Raw genomic sequence first — 21,877 nt, forward strand, 5'->3', positions numbered from 1 at the left:
ATAAATTCTTGCTATCTTCATAGTATTTATCTTTATGGTAAATTTGCTATTTAGCCATTCATGTTTCTTCTTAGTTCTATAAGTTTACCTTTTACTGTTACATCTATAACATCATCACCAACAGTTATATAAACTCCACCTAAGATTTTTTTATCTATGCTTTCTTCTATTATAAATTCTCTATTATAATAGTTTTTTAGCTTCTTTATTATTTGCTCTTTCTGTTCTTCATTTAATGGTTGAACAGTTTTAACTTTAGCAACTAATGGTTTGAATTTTTCACTAACATCTACTTTAATGTCTTTTCTTTCTTGCATTAGTTGCTTCATAGATTCCATTCTTCTTTTTATAGAGCCATCAATAACATCATCACCAATTTTTACGACCATTCCACCTAACAAACTTTCATCAATTTCTTCTAAAAGTATAATATCTTTTTTGTATTTGTTTTTTAATTTTACTTTTAAAGCTTCTCTTTGTTCATCTATTAGTGGAATTGTAGTCTTTACTTTAGCTTCTAACATATTATGACGTTCAAAGTAAATTAACCTAAATTGATTATATTTTTCTTTTAGATATAAAATTCTATCTTTATCTATTAAAAGAATTAAAAAACCTAATAGTTCAGGACTAACTTGATCTTCAAAAAGCCTTTTAAATATTGCCTTTTTTTCAGCTCGGTGTATCTGAGGATGCTCTATTATTTTCATTAGTTCTTCGCTTTGCTCCATACTCTCTACAATGCTATTTAAATCCTCTAGAGTTTCTTCTAAAATTCCAGCCTTTTCGCAAACGTCATATAAAGCCTGTGCGTATCTTCTGTCAAGAAATTCATACATATTAATTACCTACCTTAGAAATAAACTCATCAATAAGTCTTCTATGTTCATCCTCATCAATTTTCTTTTCTAATGCTTTTTCTGCTAAGTTTAATGATAAATCAACAACTTGTGTTTTCATTTCATCCTCAGCTTTACGTTTTTCTCTAGCAATTTCTTGCTTAGTTCTAGAACGTAAAACATCACATTCTTTCTTAGCTTCAGCTATTATATCCACTGAAACTCTTTCAGCCTTCTCTTTATAAGCGTCAACTAATTTTTGTCCTTCATCTTTGTATTCTTTAATTCTTTCTTCTTGTTCTATTCTTAAGCTTTCAATTTTAGCTTCTTCTGACTTAGCATGATTTAACGCTGTTTCTACTTCGTCTCTTCTGCCATCAACCATAGCCATTGTTGGCTTATATATAAACTTTTTAATTATTAGAAAGAATATAAAAAAATTAATAATCGCTGCCGCAATCACACTTGGATTTATATCCATATGCTATCCTAACGTTTAAATAGTTAGGATTTTCACCTACCCTTCCTATTTTTTTGTCAGTATATTAGCCTACTTTAAATACTAATAATAATGCTATAAGGAAACCATATATTGCTGTAACTTCTGAGAACGCTGCACCAACTATTAATGCGTTCATTATTTTACCACTAGCATCTGGTTGCTTTGCTATAGACTCAACAGCTTTTCCTGCTGCATTTCCTGTTCCTATACCTCCACCTATAACTGATAGTGCTGCTATTCCTGCTCCTAATGCTGACATTCCTGCGATAAATGCTCCTGATTCCATAATAATAATCCTCCTTAAAATTCATATGTTTTAGTGTTCTGATATTGTTTTGATATTTATCATTGTTAACATTACAAATATTAATGTTTGTACTGCTCCATCAAATAAATCGAAGTAAAAATGGAACGGTATTGGTATACCTATAGTCGCTACAAAACCTAATTTACCTAGTGCACTATATATAAGATCTATAATTACAGTTCCTGCAAATACATTACCAAAAAGTCTTAAACTTAATGATACTGGTAGCATTATTCTTTCAACTATATTTATTGGAAGTAACACTGGTATTGGTCTTGCATACCCTTTAAAGTATCCTAAGATTCCATTTTTCTTAATAGTATAAATTTGTATAACGAAGAAAGTAATTGCTGCTAATCCAAAGGTTACACTCAATTCTGATGTTGGTGGTTTTATGCCAAACATACCTACCATATTTAATGAAAGTATATATATAGCTAATGCAAATATATATGGCGCAAACCCTTCTTTGCCTTCCCCCATGTTTTCTAGGACAATGCTGTTGATTTTTAAAACTGCAACCTCAACTGCCGCTTGGATTTTTCCAGGAATTTTTTTCATATTAGCTTTATATAAAATTCCTAAAATTAAAGCTATACCTATAATGACCCACTGAACTACCATGCTCATTGTAATATCTATTGGGAATCCAAAAATATTATAGGTAACTATCGGTAAAACTTCTTCCATAATAACACCCCTTTCTTTTATTTGTTCTTATACTTATTACCATATAATATAAAAGAAATAAACTGTAAGCTATAGCCCACTATAAATAGAATAAAACCAATTGTTGTATTCTTAATAATAAGTATAGATATTATTACTACTATTATTACCCTAATAAGTTTGCTAATTATAAGTACACTTTGTATATTGCTATTATCTTCTGATAGAAATTTATTTAATGAAACTGTGTTTATAACTAAATTTATAAATGCTATAGATAGTCCTGATGCAAAAAATAAAATCCTTTCACCTATTATAAAGTACCCTATTATAGTTACTGTTATTAATAATAATAAATCATATTTAAATATACTTTTTAAAAGCAACTTATTTTCTTTATGCAACTTCATTTCCTCGTTTCAATATTTTAATTACATTATAAGATTATATGCCTGGTGCTCATATAAATAAACAAGCTAATTTCACTGTATTCCTTGATATTTAATAGTGTACCTTAGTTGTTTGAAAATATTTATTTTTTAATGTGTTTTACTCTTTTTATCTCACTTTTACTACAGTATTAAATATTTCTCAGAACTCTAATTCATTTTTTTAACTTATTAAATTTTTTTTTACAAAATGAATAAATGGTTATGAATAACTTTTTTATTTATTATTCACTATTAATGACAAATGTATATTTTACACTCGTAATTTTGAAAGAAATTTTATTCAAAATTTCATTTTTTAGTAAATTATAAATATTTACTTTTCTGTATTTTCTGTATTTTGAATTGTTTTTTATGAATAAAGTCACTATTTGTTATATTAAACATTATTCCATCTATTGTCAATGTTTTTATGAATCTAGACTCATCTTTATGAAACATTGATTTGCCTAGCATGAAATAATATGACCTTTTTCTACTTTTTACGACATAGGCATTTATGTATGAAATAATATTTTTTTATTAATTCATACATTAGCCCTAATCAAATCATTGATTTGGAGTTAATTGAAAAATTTAAATTCACAGTTCTCATGGAAGTAAATCGTTTTCTTCTTTACATTTCTCATTTTTTTACACCAACAACAATGAATATTGCCTCTTTTAATTATTTTTTCACTAACTTCATTGAAATATTCTTCTTTTTAATAAAACACATATTTTTTTAAGATCCATTTCAAAATAATAAAATACACCTTAAATATTTTAAGATGCATTTAAATTAGATATTTTATTTCAAACCTTAATTATTTTTATCTTCTTTTAATAATCCAACTTTCCAAGCTATAAAAGTAATAATAATAACAACTGTAGCAAGTAAAAAATAAGACTTTTTATTGCTTAATTGCATAGCTATTATTGCAATGCCTCCAAGTATAGCATTTATTAAATATATTATTATTACAGCTTGTTTTTGACTTAACCCCAAAGCTAGCAATCTATGATGAAGATGTCCATTATCACCTTGCATTATAGGTTTTCCACTAGCCTTTCTTCTTATAACTGCAAACAATGTATCATATATAGGAAGTCCCAATGCTAACAAAGGAACAGCTATGACCAATGCTGTAGCAGATTTTATAGCTCCATTTATAGATATTGCAGCAAGTAAAAAACCTAACAATTGAGATCCTGTATCCCCCATAAATATACTTGCTGGATTGAAATTATATGGTAAAAATCCCATTATAGAGCCTGCTAATATAGCTGTTAAAAACACCGCATCCACTCTTCCATTTATGAAAGATACTATCATTAGAGTTAATGACGATATTATACCAACACCAGCAGCAAGACCATCTAATCCATCTATTAAATTAAATGCATTTGTAATCCCAATAACCCAAATAATAGTTAATGGTATTCCTATAAATCCTAAATTGATATAATCTTCACCTATATATAGTGGATTAGTCACAAAATTTACCCTCAACCCAAAGGCTACAAGTATAATAGCTGCTATAACTTGAAAAATCAATTTGTATTTAGGTCTTAATTCTCTAATATCATCTATAACTCCACCTAAAACAATTACACTAGCACCTAATATAAGTCCCAAATCATCCATGGAAAATTGTTCTTTGTTTATTATTACTCCTAAAATGAAGGCTATATATATAGCTACTCCTCCCATACGAGGTATAGGTTTTTTATGTATTCTTCTGTCATCGTCTGGAACATCAATTGCCCCAAATTTTATAGCTATCTTTTTTACAATAGGAGTTATCCATGCTGAAATTATAGCAGTTAAAACCATTAATAAAAAAACTTTATTCATAATTAACCTTCCTACTTCGTTTTTAGTAAGAAATATCATCAGTTAAAGAATCGTCATTTTCTATCCACTCTTTAACTTCAACTTCTCTGTAAAAAGTATTTGTGTCTCTTATTATAACATTTTCTATACCAGCATTTATTATAAATCTTTTGCAAAGAGTGCATGGAGATGCATTTTTCACTAACTCGCCTGTATTATATTCTTTTCCAACTAAATATAAAGTAGATCCTATCATATCATGTCTTCTTGCTGATATTATTGCATTTTGTTCTGCATGGACAGACCTACAAATTTCATACCTTGTTCCTCTTGGAACATTCAACTCTTCTCTTTTGCAATGGCCTATATCACTGCAATTTTTTCTACCTCTAGGAGCACCAGTATAGCCTGTTGCCATTATTTCATCATTTTTAACTATTATCGCTGCAAAATTTCTTCTTAAACAAGTTCCTCTTTCTAAAACAGTTTCACATATATCTAAGTAGTAATTATGTTTATCTATTCTGTTCATACATTAACCTCTCTTTTAATCACTGTTTATAACCTGATTTTTCTACTGTAAAATTTACTTTATCATTTATCATTCCTTTCTATTATATAGAATAAAAAAATAGTAAGCAAATAATATCGTTAATTATAAGTGTACAGCGTCTAAATTTAACTTATATATTAAATTTCACTATCCATTTGCAACTAACCACTATCCCCTAATATATAGTTGTCTTTAATCTTAAATTTTTTTACTTTCAGAGAATATAAATTGAAACCTTATAAAAATAACTCTGAAAGCACATAATTTATTATGATTCTATAAATAATAAGTTAACAAAATTTCATTTTCTTGACTTTTATATCTTTGTTATATTACATTTTCTTATTATAGGGATATAAATTCTAGACTTAATTATAAATTAAAATTTAGAATAATGTTTTGTAACAATAATGATATTTTTCTTATTTATAATATCTAATACTACAGTTAGGAATGATTATATGATAAATTTTTATGCAAAAGTTTTAAAAAAGTCTATTCTTTTCAAGAGTCTATCAGAGGATGACATTATAAATCTAATTAAAAATTTGAATTACACAATATATGATAAATGTAAAAATTGTTTAAAATGTAAAAATTGCGTCATAGCTCTAGAAGGAGAGCCTTGCAATAGTTTAGCTATTGTTTTGTCTGGTAGAGTTGAAATTCAAAAGCATTATTCTAATGGTAAAGTAGTTTCTCTTAGCACGCTTTATCCTGGAAATGCTTTTGGTGAAGCTATACTATTTTCCAAAGAACACAATTATCCCTCAACAGTTGTAGCTTATAAAAATACTGAGATTATTTATTTTTCAAAAGAAGATGTGTTATTGATGTGTAGCTTAAATCAAACTATTTTAAGAAATTTTATGGAAGTGCTATCTTCTAAAATACTAATGTTAAATAAAAAAGTTACAATCCTTTCATTAGAAAATTTAAGACAGAAAATTTGTTTTTTTATAATGGAAGAATATGAAAAACAAGATAGCTTAAAGCTTTCATTAAACATGTCTAAAAAAATACTTTCTGAACATTTAGGAGTCCAGCGCCCTTCTTTATCTAGAGAATTAATAAATATGAAAAATGAGGGTATAATTAATTTTGATAGAAAATCTATTGAAATATTAAATTTAGAAGAAATTAAGTATATATTAGGAATTTAAAAGATATTTCTAAAAATTTTAATAAAAATAATGATTTTCTATTGATAATTACTTTCCAATGATATATAATAATATCATAAGGAATTTGGAAAAAAATTATAAATAAAAATATATTACTTTAAAAATATTATTTAAGTTTTAGGAGGGTTTTTATTATGAAAAAATTTGTTTGTACTGTGTGTGGATATATTCACGAAGGAGATTCAGCTCCAGAGTTTTGCCCTATTTGTAAAGCTCCAGCTGATAAATTTATAGAAAAATGTGAAGATGGAATGGCTTGGGCTGATGAACACAGAATAGGAATTGCTAAAGATATAGATGCTGAAGTTGTAGAAGGATTAAGAGCTAACTTTATGGGAGAATGTACTGAAGTTGGTATGTACTTAGCTATGAGTCGTCAAGCCGATAGAGAAGGCTATCCAGAAGTTGCTGAAGCTTATAAAAGAATAGCTTTTGAAGAAGCTGAACATGCTGCTAAATTTGCTGAAATATTAGGAGAAGTTGTAGCTGCTGATACAAAAGCAAACTTACAAGCTAGAGTTGATGCTGAACACGGAGCATGTCAAGGTAAAAAGGATTTAGCTACACTTGCTAAAAAATTAAACCTAGATGCAATTCATGATACAGTTCATGAAATGTGTAAAGATGAAGCTAGACACGGTGCTGCTTTTAACGGATTATTAAACAGATATTTTGGAAAATAATATATAATAAAACAGTTTTAAGTAACATTACTTAAAACTGTTTTTTCTTATTCTCCTACACCAAAATCTGTGTTTTCAAAGAGAACTTCTACTCTAGAATCATTTTGTAAATAACTATATTTTTCTTGAAACCACCCTATAAGCTTTTCATCTCTTTTTATATCAGTAGTATTTTCAATGAATATATTTACACACCCTTTTGAAAAATATTTTAAAAGATACTCAATATCTTTATCTATCATTTCTTTTGTTTGCCCTTGTATGCCTACCAAAAGACATATGGACTCAAAATACTTTCTAACCTCTTTAGGTCCACTAAAAATAGCACCTTTTTTTAAAACTTTATTTCTAAAATAATTGTCAAAAGTTTCAATTCCACATTTAAATATTATAGGTACATTAAAAAACTCTCTAATTTCATCCAATCTATATCTATAACTCCAATGACTTTCAAAAAACAGTTTTTTTATATCCTTCTCTTCCACTATTTTTTTTATATCATTTAAAGTTTCTTTTGGAAGTTCAAATACACTTCCTGAATTTATTACTTCCAATGCTTTTAATTCACCAGTAACGTTTTTAAGAACTGTCTTATTTAACTCAATCATTTCTTTTTCATTTTCATCGTTATCATGTATATAATCACAGAAAGTACACCTTCCCCATACACATGGGCTCCCCTTTAAAAGAACAATCTCTCTTTCATTTTTTCCTTTTATTAAATTATACCTATCCACAACTATCACTCCATCTTTTCTTTAGTATTTATTATTGTTATCTTAATAATTTTTTATTATTTTTCTATTAGGAAACTAAATATTATAGGGATTCAAACTTTGCAATAAAGAATTTCAACAATCAACTTTGAACCCTATAATTATATCACTTATAAAACTTATAAAAAATCTTATAAATTATAAACAATCAAATATAACTTTATACACAAATATGTTGATAAAATTCATATTTACTGTTTATAACTCTTTGTAAAAATTTATAATCATTTTTTAATCACTCGATTTTTGTAATTTTTTGTAAAATTTATTGACATTTCACAATATAACAGTCACAATATAAATTGATACAAAATTTAATAAATTTATGATGCTTTTTAAAAATAAAAGTTAGGAGTAATTGTAATGGATGATAAAAATCTTACAGCTTTTGCGGAAGGTATACTTTCAATTTTTCCTATTTTTATGAAAAATTTTGGTAAAATAGATGACTTAGAAGAAAATCATTGTCTTCCTAATTCTCATAAAAATATATTATGCCTTTTAGATACTTTTGGAGTTTTAACAATGTCTAATATATCTAAAAAACTATGTATCAACAAGTGCAATTTGACACCAATAATCAACAATCTTATAAACTTAGATTTAGTTTATAAGATTGTTGATAACGACGATAGAAGAATTTATAATATACAATTAACTAGCAAAGGTGAAAGTTTTGTTGAAAATCAAAAGAATTTAACTATTTGTAAAATTAAGGAAAATTTATCTTCTTTTACAGAAAACGAAATAGAAGATATGATTTATCATTTAAACAGCATAAAGAACATTTTATGTGATGTTAAATCTAGAGAAAAATAATTATTTATAACTTATAATAATACTAAAAAGTACTTTAAAATAAGAATTATTTTAAAGTACTTTTTTATTAATTATTACTTTCAGGCTCTAATCCCATCCTAAAAATATCACCTAATACATTAAAACTCATTACTATAATTAATATCAATAATCCTGGAAACAACGCCAAATATATTTGATCTCCCATTCTTGACTGTGCCTGTTGTAACATACTTCCTAAGGATGACATTGGTTGTTGAACACCGAGCCCTAAGAAACTAAGAGCAGATTCTGTTAATATTGCATCTGCTACGTTTATACTTGATGCTACTATTACTGTAGAAAGCACATTAGGTATAATATGCCTTTTTAATATATCTTTATTCGAAGCACCTAAAGCCTTAGAACATAACACATAATCTCGTTCTTTTATAGATAATGCTTCTGAACGGACAATTCTCGCTATACCCATCCAGCCAAATACACCTATTATTATTATTATATTTATTACACTAGGTCTTAAATAAGCATTTGCAATTAAAAGTAAAAAGAATAATGGTATGCTCATAAGCATATCTATAAACCTCATAATTATAGAGTCTACTTTTCCCCCTATTAATCCACTTAAAGCTCCAACTAAAGTCCCAATAAATACTGATACTATCATAGACATTATTCCAACTACTAACGATACTCTTGTGCCATACATAGCCCTAGTAAAATAGTCCCTTCCTAACTCATCAGTTCCAAATATATGTTTCAAAGTTGGCCCTTCAAATTTTTGAACCAATTCTATTCTATTAGCATCATAGGGACTTAAAAATATAAATATTGAGCATATTACTATAATAAGTAATGCTATCAAAGAAAATTTGGCTAATTTATTTTTTTGAAACTCTCTTTTTAATCTTTCCTTACATCCATTACTAAACATCCCTATCACCGTTGCCAAAAATCTATAAAGATCTATAAATCTTGTTTAATTCCTTATTCACCCTGTCTGATTTTGCAATGAATAAATTCATTTACTACTCTCATTTGATATGACAGTCCAAAGGCTTAAATTCGGATACAACGAATCCTACATATTAGCATTATCTTTTAAGTGATATTATGCTAATTTATATCTTGAGAGATTGATTGAAGCATTAAAATCTCTGTCTATCTTTAGTCCACAAGAACATTGATAAACTCTATCCTTTAGCTTTAAATCTTTCTTGATAGCGCCACACTTACTACAAGTTTTACTGGATGGAAACCACTTATCAGCTTCTACAAATTCTATTCCATATATTGCACATTTATATTTCATCTTAACTTTAAAATCATATAATGATTGCTCTGCAATAGCTTTTGATAAATGACGATTTTTCATCATATTTTTGATATTAAGTGTTTCCATAACAACTCTTGATGGCTTGGTTCTCACTATCATATTCGTTGCTTGGTGAATATGATTACTTCTTATATTTGCTAATCTTCTATGAAGTAATTTGATTTCTTTTTCAAGTTTTATAATATTATTAGTTTTTTTGAATTGACAACGGCTTTTCACCTCACTTTCAATCTTATTTATTTCATATTTTCGACTAATTTTCCTTTGCTTTCTTTTCAAAACTTTTTTAAGTCTTTTAACTTCTTTAGTTTTATTTATATTTTTAAAAGTCATTCCATTGGAGCATATAGCTAAGTCCTTGACTCCAACATCTATGCCTATACTTTCATTAGTTAGTTCTACTAATAGTTTTTCTTTTTCAATACCAACTGCTATAAACCAATACTTTCCATCAAAACTTATCCTTGGATTAGTATATTTACAATTCATAGGTATTGAGTTTTTCCTTATAGTAATCCAACCTACTTTTTCAATTAATACTATATTGTCTTTAATTTTAAGCTTTGAAGTATCATTATAAAATGATGGTTTACACTTTCTTCTACTTTTAAATCTTGGCTTATCTGATAAACCGTTAAAAAATCTCTTATAAGCATCACAAGCATCTTTAACCGCCTGTTTTGCTACATTGTTGGATACTTCATTAAGCCAATTAAGTTCTGTTTTCTTTAAGATAGTTATCTCTTTTCTCAAAACATTATCAGAAATAAATTTACCACCATTTTTATAATTTTCTTGTTGTTTTGCAAGTGTCCAATTATATATAAATCTTGCAGTACCAACTGATTGCCATAACTTTTGTTCCTGTTCTTTAGTTGGATATAGTCTAACTTTCTTGGCTAGAATCACTTTCTAACAACTCCTTAATCATTTTCTTCGCTTTATCAGCTCTTTTACCTTGTAATCTACAACTAAAGACAGTTACTATTTGAATTAAGTCTTCAACCAATTCTTGTTCTTCTGATTTTTCAGTATTATCAATGACTTCAATAGTTGTTCCGTACTTATTACATAGATTTTCGATTAGCTCATATCCAAATCTGATTAGTCTATCTTTGTAAAGAACTACTATTTTATCTACTTCTGAATTGGTAATCATATCTATTAATTGATTAAGACCTTTTTTATTATAGTTAATCCCACTTCCTATGTCTTGTATGATTTCAAATTGATAACCTTTAGCGTACATATATGTCTTAACATTTTCTATCTGTCTTGCTAAATCATCTTTTTGTTTATGAGAACTAACCCTACAATAACCAATTGTCTTTTTACTTAGTTGCACTTCTGATTTTAAACCTAAGAAGTGATTAAGTTGTTCTTGTGAATAATATCTTGTTCCTCCTGCTGTTATATGTGATGGTTTTAGTGTTCCATTTTTATCCCAATTTCTAAGAGTTTGAATTGTTTTACCTATTTGAGTTGCAAATTCTCCTATTGAGTAGTATTTCATACTTTATCACCTCAATTAAATTATACAACTACATCTATAAAATAACAGTATTTTTTTATACATATTTATAGGTTTACTTTAACAGTTATTCACCTCTACGCATTCTTGGATCTATAATAAGATAACATATATCTGCCAGCAGATTACCTATAAGAACCATTATTGATGTTAACATAGTCATAGCCATAATCATTGGATAATCTAACGCTTGAATAGAATTTACACCAAGTCTTCCCATTCCTGGCCATCCAAAAACTGTTTCAGTTATAAAAGCACCAGATACTAGCGATGGTAAGCTCATACCTAGTATTGTTACTATTGGTAAAAGAGAGTTTTTCATAACATGTTTAAATAAAACTTTATTACGTGGCAATCCTTTTGCCATAGCAGTAGTTATATAATCCTCTTTAAGTTGACCTATTGTACTAGATTTTACATATTTAGTTAAAACTGCTGTACTTGAAAAACTAAGAACAACAGTAGGAAGTATTCCATGTTTTATTATATCCCATGCAGATTCTATACCAATAGTCCTCATCCCAACACTTGGTAACCACCTAAGCTTTAAAGAAAATATAGTTATTAATATCATAGAAAACCAAAAACTTGGTATTGATATAGCAATGTAACTAAAAAAATTTACTATATTATCTAATAACTTATTTTTATGTAATGCTGTATATAATCCTAATGGAATAGATATTGTTACCGATAAAACAAGTGATGCTCCCATAAGACCTAGTGTTGGCAATATTCTTGAGGCAATTTCGCTAATTACTGGCTGTTTTGTTATTAATGAATATCCTAAATCTCCATTTAATATTGTTTTAAGCCAAGAAAAGTATCTTATCATCACCGGTTGATCTAGTCCTAAACTTGCTCTTATTAAATCAGCTTGTTCTTTTGACATTCTAGCTGTTATAAAACCTTGCGCTGGGTCACCAGGTGCTAAGTTCATAAGCATAAATGATATAAAAGATATGAAAAACAACATAGGTATTGCTTGAGTAACTCTTTTTAAAATTTTTTTCTTCAAAAATTTCACTTCCTCACTAAAAAAGGCTCAAAAACCTAATGTATCATATAAAAAGGTAAATGAGCCTAGTTTATTATTTTATTCTTGTTTCATATAAATTTTTGATAAATCTTCAAACATATATATAGGCACTAATTTAGCTTCTTCAATTCCACCAAACTTAGCATCTACCCCTATTAAAGACTTTGAATATTCAATAGGATAAACAACTGCATCTTCTGCTAGTGTCTTTTGAATTTTTATATATATTTCTTTTCTTTTAGCTTCATCAACTTCTTTTGCACCTTGTTTCCATAATTCATCTAATTCTTTATTTTCATATAGTTGAGCATTCATCTCTCCATCTGAAGTAAATGCACTTGAATAGCCATCTGGGTCATTTCCCATAACATATCCATTATAAATTATGTCATAATCTCTTTCTACTTCACCAAACATTTTAGCAAAGAATGTATTTTTATCAAGTTTTTGAGGGTCAATTTCTATTCCTATAGCTTCTAATTGTTGCTTAATCATCATAACTAAATTGTCATCACCCTCTATATATTGAAAATTAATTTTTATTTTATCTACTCCAGCACTTTTCATAAGTTCTTTAGCTTTTTCTATATTATTATCATATTTTTCAACGTCGTCACTATAATATTTAGTATTTGGCGTTAAAATTGAGTATGCTTTTTGAGTGTTATCTAAATTTTTAAACATAGTTTTCAATAATTCTTCTTTATTTAAGGCATAGCATATAGCTTGTCTTACTTCTTTTTTCTTTAAATTTTCATTTTTCTCATTAAATACCAAGTAATTCAACATACCTTCTTCAAATTTTAAAGTATTAAATTTAGAATCTTGAGAAAATTTTTCATATCTTTCTTCTGTTAAATAAGATGCTGAAATTTCACCATTCTCAAAGGCAACTCTAGATGTATTAGCGTCTGGTATTATTCTATAAACTACACTATCTAAATGTGGTTTTCCACTATAATAATCATCAAATCTCTCTAATGTAACCATTTCTCCTTTTTTCCACTCTTTAAATTTAAATGGACCAGAACCAACTGGATTATTATTTTTTTCTGATTTTGCTAAATCTGCTTCCCCTTCAAATACATGTTTTGGAATTATTTTCAAAGAACCTATTCCTGCATCAAATGGTGCATACGGTTGAGGTAACTTAAATTCAACTGTTAAATCATCAACCTTTTTCATTTCAACTTCCTTACCATCTACTATAAAAACTTCTCTATCTTCTATTCCTTGTTTTTCATCTTTAGCAACATTAACAGTATATATTAAATCTTCTGCTGTTATTTTTTCTCCGTCATGCCATTTTAAATTGTCTTTTAATTTTATCTTATATGTAAGTTTATCTTCTGATACTTCCATAGAATCTGCTAGATAATATCTTGTTTCATCCTTATCTATTACAAATAATGGATCAAACAGTGCTCTATTTATAGTATATGTTACCCTGTTTTGTTGAAAAAATGGATTTAAAGATGTTGGATCAGTAGATGATGAAAATATCATTGTTCCTCCATCTTTTATTTGTGTTTGTTCTGTTTTTGCTGAATCCCCTTTTGTGTTAACTGAATTTTTATTGCCACAGCCTACAAGCCCTAATGTTAAAAAAGCTGATAATGCAAAACATAAAAATCTTTTGCTCTTCATAAAAATCTCCCCTTATTTAACTTATTTTGTAAATAGTCTTAATAGAGAATAGCACAGAATTTGAGCATTTGTAACAATTATGTAAATTTATTATAATTAATATTTATCTATTTGTTTTTCAAATAAAAAATGATAAGTAGATAGGTTCTACTTATCATTTTAATAACTTATTTTGTTCCGAATAATCTATCTCCGGCATCGCCTAATCCCGGAACTATGTAGCCATCCTCATTTAATTTCTCATCTAAACCTGCAAGATATATATCTACATCTGGGTGTACATTTTGAACTGCTTTTACTCCCTCTGGTGAAGATACTAAACACATTAATCTAATACTTTTAGCTCCTCTACTTTTTAGAGCACATATTGCATCAATTGCTGAACCACCTGTTGCAAGCATTGGATCTGTAACTATTACTTCTCTCTCTTCAATATCTTGAGGTAATTTACAGAAATATTCTACTGGTTGTAATGTTTCTTCATCTCTATACATTCCTATATGACCAACTTTTGCTGCTGGTATTAATTTCAACATACCATCAACCATTCCAAGACCTGCTCTTAATATTGGTACTATAGCCATCTTTTTACCTGAAAGCATTTTACAAGTTGTTTTGCATATAGGAGTTTCTATTTCTACATCTTCAACTTGCATATCACGAGTAACTTCATATGCCATAAGCATAGCTACCTCTTCAACTAATTCTCTAAAATCTTTAGCCCCTGTATTTTTATCTCTTATTATTGCTAATTTATGTTGTACTAATGGATGTGTTATTATTGTTACTTTACTCATTATTTGTTCCCCCTATTTTGAATATTTTTCTTCTATTTTAGTAATTTTATCTATTCTCTTTTGATGACGGTCGCCTTGAAATTCTGCATTTAAAAAAGTATCTACTATGTCTAATGCAAGACCTTTTCCAACTACGCGCTCACCTAAAGCTAATATATTAGCATTATTATGTTCTCTTGTTGCATGTGCACTGAAAGTATCACTACAAAGCGCTGCCCTAATTCCCGGTACTTTATTAGCTGTTATACTAATTCCTATTCCTGTACCACATACTAAAATTCCAAAATCGAATTCCTTTTTCACTACTGATTCTGCAACCTGTAACGCAAAATCTGGATAATCACAAGAGTCTTCAGTATATGTTCCGAAATCTTTTATTTCATATCCCTTTTTCTCTAAATGTAGTATTATTTCTTTTTTCAAGTTTAATCCACCATGATCACTGCCTAATGCAATTCTCAAATTGAACACCTCCAAATTATATAAAAAAAAAGATATCAGTTAATTACTAGTATCTTTTTTTAAATTATCAATAAGCAATAGAATATTTTCTTCTAACTGGTTAAAAGTCTTTAAATACATATCAACGTCACCACCAAAAGGATCGATGATATCATCACTTTTACCTAAATACTCATTAAATGTGAATACCTTGTCCTTAAAGCTAGGCTCTTCATTTAATATGTAAGTTTTCATATATTTAGTCATTGTTAAGACTAAATGTGATTGCTTCATAATTTCCATATTTAATTGTACTGGCTTTCTGTTCAATATATCTATGTCATACTTATCTTTTAATACAAACCCTGTATTAAAAGAGGTTTTAGAAGAAGGATTAATAAATAAGCCTGCTGAAATTGCAGATACATTTTTAAGCTTGCAATGATAATTAAACAATGCTTCCGCCATATTGCTCCTACAGGTGTTACCAGTACATATAAACAATATCTTCATTATTATCCTTCTCCTTTCAATATTTATTCAAACTATATTTTTTTATTTAATTTCTATAATGTCAAAGCCTGCGCTTTTGTTTAATCTATTCATTATAGCTAAACCAACTCCAGTTTCATCAAAGGCTTCACAAAATATAACATCCACATCTTCAGAATCAAAGCTTCTTAAAACTCTAAATAAATGTTTTGCAACATCATTTAAACTATCTCTACTACCTAAAGTTTTTACTAATCCACCATTATATTTTTCCATAGTTTCATCTGTTGCTATGATTCCTACCTTTTTTTCATTTTCTATATAATTTAACATCATTTCGTTAATTTTTGCAATAGTTTTTTTAATTTCTCCTTTAAAAATTTTCACAGGAGCTTTTGGTGCATAGTGACGATACTTCATTCCTGGCGCTTTTGGCTTAAAATCTTCCTTTGGTTTTGAACATACCGATGGATCTATATAAACATCCTTATCTATCTCTTTCAACATTTCTAATGTTATTCCACCTGGTCTTAATATGCATAGTGGTTCAGAAGTACAATCAACTATAGTAGATTCTATACCTACTTCACTTTCATTCCCACCTAATATATATTCTACCTTGCCATTTAAATCTTCAATACAACTTTCTAAATCTGTTGGACTTGGTCTTCCTGATATGTTTGCAGATGGTGCTGCTATAGGGGTATTAGAGGCTTTTATAAGTTCTAAAGCGACTTTATTGCTAGGCATTCTTACCCCTACTGTAGATAAATTCGCACTTGTAACTCCTGGTATTATATCTTTTTTTTCTAAAATTAATGTTATTGGGCCTGGCCAAAACTTATTTATAATCTCTTTTGCTGCAGCTGGTATTTCTTTTACATACTTTTCTATATCAAAATCTGCAACATGGATTATTAAAGGATTATCTTGTGGTCTTCCTTTTGCTAAAAATATTTTTTTTACAGCTTCTTCATCTAAGGCATTTGCACCTAATCCATAAACTGTTTCTGTTGGGAAAACTACTAATCCACCTTCTTTTATTACTTGTCCAGCTTCTTCCAATATAACATGATCTAAATTTTCTTCTGTTAATCTTGCAACTTTTGTTTCCATAAAAACACCTCTATTTTTTATCTATTTAATGATTTTAATTTATCATAATGTTTTAAATAGTATTTAACATTATAAATCCTATAATTATACCTAAAATTGTAGTTATTCCTGCTGTAAATCCATCAGTTAACTCATTTGTTTCCAACATCATTTGACCAAAGACTACATATATCATAACACCACTGGCAAAAGCTATACATCCACCTAAAATTAGCGGCGATATTGTACCTAATACTATTCCTAGCCACGCACCTATCATTGTTGGAAATGCAACCCAAAATGCATATCTTAATATTTTACTTGGTTTAACCCCTGATACAACTAAAGGTGTAGCAATAGCTAAGCCTTCTGGTATATCATGTATAGATATTAAAATAGCCATTTTCATTCCTAAATTACTTTCTTTTAAAAAACCAAATCCCATTATAAGTCCTTCTGGAAAATTATGTAACATCATCGCCAAAGCCAATAAAAAAGCAACTTTTAAATGAGAATCTCTTTTTTCATTTATCTTTTGACTTAATACATCAGTAATTAAAATTACTATTATTCCTAAAAGAATATATATTAACGTAATTCCAAAACCATTATATTTTATGGCCTCTGGAATTAGTTCTAAAAATATTATCGCAATCATTATTCCGGTAGCAAAGCCTAAAATACTTCCCATTAATTTTTTAGATGGTTTTTTCAATAAAACACCTATTGAAGCTCCTATTAGTGTTCCTAATACAGATATTAATGCTGAAAATATACCTATATAAATTATAGTTCCCATAAAAATCCCTCACTCATTACAAATTATAAGGTATAAAACTTTATTTTATAACTTTATCATTAGAAAATTTTGAATGATAAACTTAACTTTAAGTTTGACTCCCTACATAATCAATGTATTTTAAGGAAACTAATTTTATTCTTAACTTCTATATTCTTTTATCTTTTCTATAGCTTCATCTGTAAATGCAGCTCCAACACAAGTTCTATATAAAAAATCTAATAATAAATACTTTTTCACTCCACCTTTTCTTATTACAAAATAAAAATAAGGATCGTCACTTTCCAATTTTACTCTATTATAATATTTGCTTATTGTTTTTTGTTTATCTAAAAATCTAAAATCTACATGTTTCAGCCTTTTATTTCTAAATCTTGATTTAGTTATAATTAAAATTTCAAAACTTTTAACAGATTTCACAGTATGTATTATCGCCACTTTATCTGTTGATATAGTATATTTTCTTCTTAATACACCGACTTCTATCACTATCTTTTTATTAACTTGTTTAAAATGTAAATGTTCCTCATTATATCTTATAAGTATTAGTTGAAATATTAATATTTCAAGTATTATCAAATATCCTATAAAGAAAGCACTAAGCATCTTTGAATAGATAAGTACTGCTGGCAATAATATAAAAATAAAGCCCATAAACAGCACAAATCTCTTATAAGATTTTTTTTGCTTCTTTAGGACTTTATATATATCCATACTCTCACGCTCCAATAAAAAATTTAAATATAAAAACTTTTATTCATTATTCAAATTTTAACGCATTTTCACTTTTGTATATTACATGGATACAAGCTCGAATTTAAATTGAAAATACTTCCGAGCATGTGTTCCACTCTTATGAATGTCTAAAATTCACAATATCTAAATTAAAATACATTTTAGAACCCATATAAGAATTCTAATTTAAATCAATTGTAATTTTAATATAATTAGAATTTCTTATGACTTTTATACTAAGTAAGCCCCAAATATTATTAGGTATACCATATTTTTTGAGCATAGATTTATCTATTTATTAGCCAATATTATTTCCCATTGACTTCATTTTTTCCGCTTGATCTGCTGTTATTAAAGCATTTAACATTTCATCTATATCTCCATCAAGGAAACTTTCTAATTTATATAATGTTACACCTATTCTATGGTCAGTAACTCTTCCTTGTGGATAGTTGTAGGTTCTTATTCTCTCACTTCTGTCCCCTGTTCCTACTTGACTTCTTCTATCTTCTGCTATTCCTGCTGATCTTTCCGCTTCTGCTTGTTCATATAATCTAGCTCTTAATATTTTTAAAGCTTTTTCTTTATTTTTAAGCTGTGATTTTTCATCCTGACAAGATACTACAAGTCCTGTTGGTAAGTGTGTCATTCTAACTGCTGAGTCTGTAGTGTTAACGCACTGTCCACCATTTCCTGATGCTCTAAATACATCTATTTTTAAGTCATTTGCATTTATTTCTATATCTACATCATCAACCTCTGGTAAAACTGCAATTGTAGCTGTTGAAGTGTGAATTCTACCACTTGATTCTGTATCTGGAACTCTTTGTACTCTATGAACTCCTATTTCATATTTTAACTTACTATAGGCCTTATCACCTTTTACCATGAATACAACTTCTTTGAAACCTCCAATATCAGTTTCATTTGCACTCATAACTTCTACTTTCCATCTATTTCTTTCAGCATATCTTGTGTACATTCTGAATAAGTTTGCAGCAAATAGTGCAGCTTCATCTCCACCTGCTCCACCTCTTATTTCGATAAATACGTTTTTATCGTCATTTGGATCTTTAGGTAATAGTAGTATTCTCAATTCTTCTTGTGATGATTCAATTATTTCATTAAGACTTTTAATATCTTCTTGAATCATGTCTTTCATTTCTTTATCACTTTCTTCAACTAGCATTGCTTTGTTTTCTTCTAAACTAGATAAAGCATTTTTATATTCTCTATATTTAGCAACCATAATTTCCATATCTGAATGCTCTTTGCATAGTTTTTGCCATTCTTTCTGATTTGCCATAACAGAAGGATCGCTTATTTTATTTGAAAGCTCGTCATATTTATTTTCTATGAATTCCAATCTCTCTAACATAACTTTATCACTCCGTACATCATAAATTTTATTTTTAAACCTTATTAATTCTTAAGGAAATTTTTATTATATTTCAATCTTTTAGATTTATTACCATTGCCATGAATCACTCTTTTTAACGTCCTATTTAAGTAATAAATTTCATCATTTCATTATACCAATATTTTTTTTTCTTTGCAATTTAATCAGATTTATTTAACTATTTTTGACCTATAACAACTCTATCATTTTCATATAAATCTTTTAAACTATAAACCTTTGAAAAGCCTTCTATTTCTAGTATTTCCATAACAGCTTCCTTTTGATCATGACCAATTTCGAAAGCAATATATCCATTATTTCTCAATACATTTTTGCTTTGTTTAGCTATTTTCCTATAGAAAATTAAACCATCTTCCCCACCATCTAAAGCTAAATGTGGTTCATAGTTTTTAACATCATCCATAAGGTTTGGAATTACATCCCTTCTTATATATGGTGGATTAGATACTATCATATCAAACTCTATTTTATTTAAAATACTTTTTTCTAGTAAGTTGCTAAATTCTAAATGACATCTTTCATCCATGTTAAGTTTTTTTATGTTATCACCAGTAACTTCTATTGCATCACTACTAATATCATATAAATTTATATTAGTATTTTTAGTATGGTAAGCTATGGATAATCCTATAGCACCACTTCCACAACACAAATCACATATATCCTTAAGATTGTTATTTTCTATAATTTTTATACATTCTTCAACTAAAATCTCTGTATCTGGTCTTGGTATTAATACACCTTCTTTTACATTTAAATTAATACCCATAAACTCAGTTTCACCTAAAATATATTTTATAGGCATTTTTTCACTTCTTAATTTTATAAATTCTAGGAACTTTTCTACTTTTTCATTTTCAATGTCTTTGTCCCTATTAATCATTATATACAATTTATCAACCTTTAAAACATTGCAAAGCAATAATTGGGTATCTATCATATAACTTTCTATACTATTTTTTTTTAATATATCATATCCTTTAGTTAATAACTGTGCTATTTTCATTTTTTACCTCTTCTTTAGAATCTTCTATTCCTTCAGCAGATTTTAATGCAATAATAGCAACCTCTAACATTTTTAAGTCCGGTTCTTTTGTTGTTAGTTTTTGTAACATTAAACCTGGTTTTGCTATTATTTTTGCTAAATTACTTTCACTTTTACCTAAAAATCTTATTACTTCATAGGTAACCCCTGTAACTACTGGCAATAATAATAATCTTGATATTATTCTTTGCCATACTGACTCCCAACCAGTTAATGAAAATATCATTATACTTATAATCATAACCAAAAATAAAAAGTTTGTTCCACATCTAGGATGAAATCTTGTGTATTTTTTCGCATTTTCAGGAGTCAACTCTTCTCCAGCTTCATAACATGCTATAGTCTTATGTTCCGCGCCATGATACATATATGTTCTTTCTATATCATCAAGCTTTCCTATTAATACTACATACAAGAAAAATATTAAAACTCTTATGACCCCTTCAGCTATATTTAAAATTATAGTATTAGCAGTTAAATACTTTTTTATAAAACTCGCTAGTACCGTTGGTATTATAAAAAACAATACCGATGCAAAAGCTACTCCTAAAACCAATGATATTCCTACTAGTACATCATTACTCTTATCTTTAAAAATACTTTCAAACCATTTATCAAACTTAGATTCTTCTTCGTAATCTTCAAATAGTGATGCTGAATAATTTAAACTGTTTATACCTATAATAAGTGATTCTATAAGTGCAATAAAACCTCTTATTATAGGTAAGGATAATATTTTAAATCTCTTACTGGCTATATTGCATTCTTTTTCATCAACTTTTATAGTCTTATCATCAACTCTAACAGCAGTGGCTATTCGTTCTTTTCCTCTCATCATTACGCCTTCTATTACAGCTTGCCCGCCAACAGAAGTCTTTCTTTTTTTACTATTTAAACCCTCTTCCATAATAAACACCTACTTAA

The 21,877-nt window shown here is 27.9% G+C and carries 25 protein-coding genes; 3 read left to right on the forward strand and 22 right to left on the reverse strand.

The genetic code is table 11. From position 1 onward, the window contains the following. Positions 1-50 precede the first annotated feature (50 nt). From ACYUE0_RS09045 to ACYUE0_RS09075, 7 genes are all read right to left on the reverse strand, one after another. Entirely contained in the window at positions 51-839 is a 789-nt protein-coding gene (locus tag ACYUE0_RS09045; RefSeq protein ID WP_061996157.1) for a F0F1 ATP synthase subunit delta, read from the reverse strand. 1 nt (position 840) lies between these two features. Continuing rightward, positions 841-1,320, reverse strand: coding sequence for a F0F1 ATP synthase subunit B (locus ACYUE0_RS09050; RefSeq protein WP_199870650.1), 480 nt, complete (start codon positions 1,318-1,320; stop codon positions 841-843). A gap of 64 nt (positions 1,321-1,384) precedes the next feature. Further along, on the reverse strand, positions 1,385-1,627 hold the full coding sequence (gene atpE / locus ACYUE0_RS09055) for an ATP synthase F0 subunit C (protein WP_010293792.1): 243 nt from the start codon (positions 1,625-1,627) through the stop codon (positions 1,385-1,387). Positions 1,628-1,657: 30 nt separating this feature from the next. Then, a complete protein-coding gene (locus tag ACYUE0_RS09060) occupies positions 1,658-2,338 on the reverse strand; it encodes a F0F1 ATP synthase subunit A (RefSeq protein ID WP_199870648.1) in 681 nt (226 codons plus the stop codon). 17 nt (positions 2,339-2,355) lie between these two features. Beyond that, positions 2,356-2,721: an ATP synthase subunit I gene (locus ACYUE0_RS09065; protein WP_061996160.1), complete on the reverse strand. Its 366-nt coding sequence runs from the start codon at positions 2,719-2,721 to the stop codon at positions 2,356-2,358. A gap of 847 nt (positions 2,722-3,568) precedes the next feature. Continuing rightward, positions 3,569-4,603: a glycosyltransferase family 4 protein gene (locus ACYUE0_RS09070; RefSeq protein WP_460270283.1), complete on the reverse strand. Its 1,035-nt coding sequence runs from the start codon at positions 4,601-4,603 to the stop codon at positions 3,569-3,571. Positions 4,604-4,625: 22 nt separating this feature from the next. Further along, a complete protein-coding gene (locus ACYUE0_RS09075; protein WP_061996162.1) occupies positions 4,626-5,114 on the reverse strand; it encodes a deoxycytidylate deaminase in 489 nt (162 codons plus the stop codon). A gap of 482 nt (positions 5,115-5,596) precedes the next feature. Here ACYUE0_RS09075 and ACYUE0_RS09080 point away from each other — a divergent pair, with 482 nt between their 5' ends. Together ACYUE0_RS09080 and ACYUE0_RS09085 are read left to right on the forward strand one after the other, a co-directional pair. After that, positions 5,597-6,298: a Crp/Fnr family transcriptional regulator gene (locus tag ACYUE0_RS09080; protein WP_460270284.1), complete on the forward strand. Its 702-nt coding sequence runs from the start codon at positions 5,597-5,599 to the stop codon at positions 6,296-6,298. Positions 6,299-6,453: 155 nt separating this feature from the next. Then, positions 6,454-7,002, forward strand: a complete 549-nt coding sequence (locus ACYUE0_RS09085) for an NADH peroxidase (protein ID WP_061996164.1) — start codon at positions 6,454-6,456, stop codon at positions 7,000-7,002. A gap of 47 nt (positions 7,003-7,049) precedes the next feature. Here ACYUE0_RS09085 and ACYUE0_RS09090 read toward each other — a convergent pair whose 3' ends face one another. After that, on the reverse strand, positions 7,050-7,739 hold the full coding sequence (locus tag ACYUE0_RS09090) for a radical SAM protein (protein WP_460270285.1): 690 nt from the start codon (positions 7,737-7,739) through the stop codon (positions 7,050-7,052). Positions 7,740-8,141: 402 nt separating this feature from the next. Between ACYUE0_RS09090 and ACYUE0_RS09095 the strand changes: the two genes are divergently transcribed. Then, a complete protein-coding gene (locus ACYUE0_RS09095) occupies positions 8,142-8,597 on the forward strand; it encodes a MarR family transcriptional regulator (protein ID WP_199870642.1) in 456 nt (151 codons plus the stop codon). Positions 8,598-8,664: 67 nt separating this feature from the next. On the opposite strand, the gene ACYUE0_RS09100 is transcribed toward ACYUE0_RS09095, so the two are convergent. The 14 genes from ACYUE0_RS09100 to ACYUE0_RS09165 all read right to left on the reverse strand — a co-directional run bounded on the left by ACYUE0_RS09100 (position 8,665) and on the right by ACYUE0_RS09165 (position 21,860). Then, a complete protein-coding gene (locus ACYUE0_RS09100) occupies positions 8,665-9,510 on the reverse strand; it encodes an ABC transporter permease (RefSeq protein ID WP_460270286.1) in 846 nt (281 codons plus the stop codon). 177 nt (positions 9,511-9,687) lie between these two features. Beyond that, entirely contained in the window at positions 9,688-10,821 is a 1,134-nt protein-coding gene (locus tag ACYUE0_RS09105) for an RNA-guided endonuclease InsQ/TnpB family protein (RefSeq protein ID WP_460270287.1), read from the reverse strand. Then, a complete protein-coding gene (locus ACYUE0_RS09110; protein ID WP_460270288.1) occupies positions 10,799-11,425 on the reverse strand; it encodes an IS607 family transposase in 627 nt (208 codons plus the stop codon). The genes ACYUE0_RS09105 and ACYUE0_RS09110 overlap by 23 nt, the downstream gene beginning before the upstream one ends. Before the next feature lie 85 nt (positions 11,426-11,510). Further along, positions 11,511-12,470 carry an ABC transporter permease gene (locus ACYUE0_RS09115; RefSeq protein ID WP_460270289.1) on the reverse strand — a complete coding sequence of 320 codons (960 nt, stop codon included), beginning with the start codon at positions 12,468-12,470 and terminating at the stop codon, positions 11,511-11,513. A gap of 69 nt (positions 12,471-12,539) precedes the next feature. After that, a complete protein-coding gene (locus tag ACYUE0_RS09120; protein WP_460270290.1) occupies positions 12,540-14,129 on the reverse strand; it encodes an ABC transporter substrate-binding protein in 1,590 nt (529 codons plus the stop codon). Between the two features lie 167 nt (positions 14,130-14,296). Then, on the reverse strand, positions 14,297-14,926 hold the full coding sequence (gene upp, locus ACYUE0_RS09125; RefSeq protein ID WP_061994090.1) for a uracil phosphoribosyltransferase: 630 nt from the start codon (positions 14,924-14,926) through the stop codon (positions 14,297-14,299). 12 nt (positions 14,927-14,938) lie between these two features. After that, entirely contained in the window at positions 14,939-15,388 is a 450-nt protein-coding gene (rpiB, locus tag ACYUE0_RS09130; RefSeq protein WP_199869300.1) for a ribose 5-phosphate isomerase B, read from the reverse strand. A gap of 39 nt (positions 15,389-15,427) precedes the next feature. Then, entirely contained in the window at positions 15,428-15,880 is a 453-nt protein-coding gene (locus ACYUE0_RS09135) for a low molecular weight protein arginine phosphatase (protein ID WP_460270291.1), read from the reverse strand. Between the two features lie 42 nt (positions 15,881-15,922). Next, the gene (locus ACYUE0_RS09140; protein ID WP_199869298.1) at positions 15,923-16,975 is read right to left on the reverse strand and encodes an L-threonylcarbamoyladenylate synthase; all 1,053 of its coding nucleotides are present in this window, start codon (positions 16,973-16,975) and stop codon (positions 15,923-15,925) included. A gap of 52 nt (positions 16,976-17,027) precedes the next feature. Next, positions 17,028-17,753 carry a ZIP family metal transporter gene (locus ACYUE0_RS09145; protein ID WP_460270292.1) on the reverse strand — a complete coding sequence of 242 codons (726 nt, stop codon included), beginning with the start codon at positions 17,751-17,753 and terminating at the stop codon, positions 17,028-17,030. Between the two features lie 141 nt (positions 17,754-17,894). Next, positions 17,895-18,467 carry a hypothetical protein gene (locus ACYUE0_RS09150; protein WP_460270293.1) on the reverse strand — a complete coding sequence of 191 codons (573 nt, stop codon included), beginning with the start codon at positions 18,465-18,467 and terminating at the stop codon, positions 17,895-17,897. 319 nt (positions 18,468-18,786) lie between these two features. After that, positions 18,787-19,866, reverse strand: coding sequence for a peptide chain release factor 1 (gene prfA, locus ACYUE0_RS09155; RefSeq protein WP_061994084.1), 1,080 nt, complete (start codon positions 19,864-19,866; stop codon positions 18,787-18,789). 199 nt (positions 19,867-20,065) lie between these two features. Continuing rightward, a complete protein-coding gene (gene prmC / locus ACYUE0_RS09160; protein ID WP_460270294.1) occupies positions 20,066-20,914 on the reverse strand; it encodes a peptide chain release factor N(5)-glutamine methyltransferase in 849 nt (282 codons plus the stop codon). Next, a complete protein-coding gene (locus ACYUE0_RS09165; protein WP_460270295.1) occupies positions 20,889-21,860 on the reverse strand; it encodes a DUF1385 domain-containing protein in 972 nt (323 codons plus the stop codon). The genes prmC and ACYUE0_RS09165 overlap by 26 nt, the downstream gene beginning before the upstream one ends. Positions 21,861-21,877 lie beyond the last annotated feature (17 nt).

This window comes from Clostridium sp. CTA-19 (assembly GCF_054767855.1).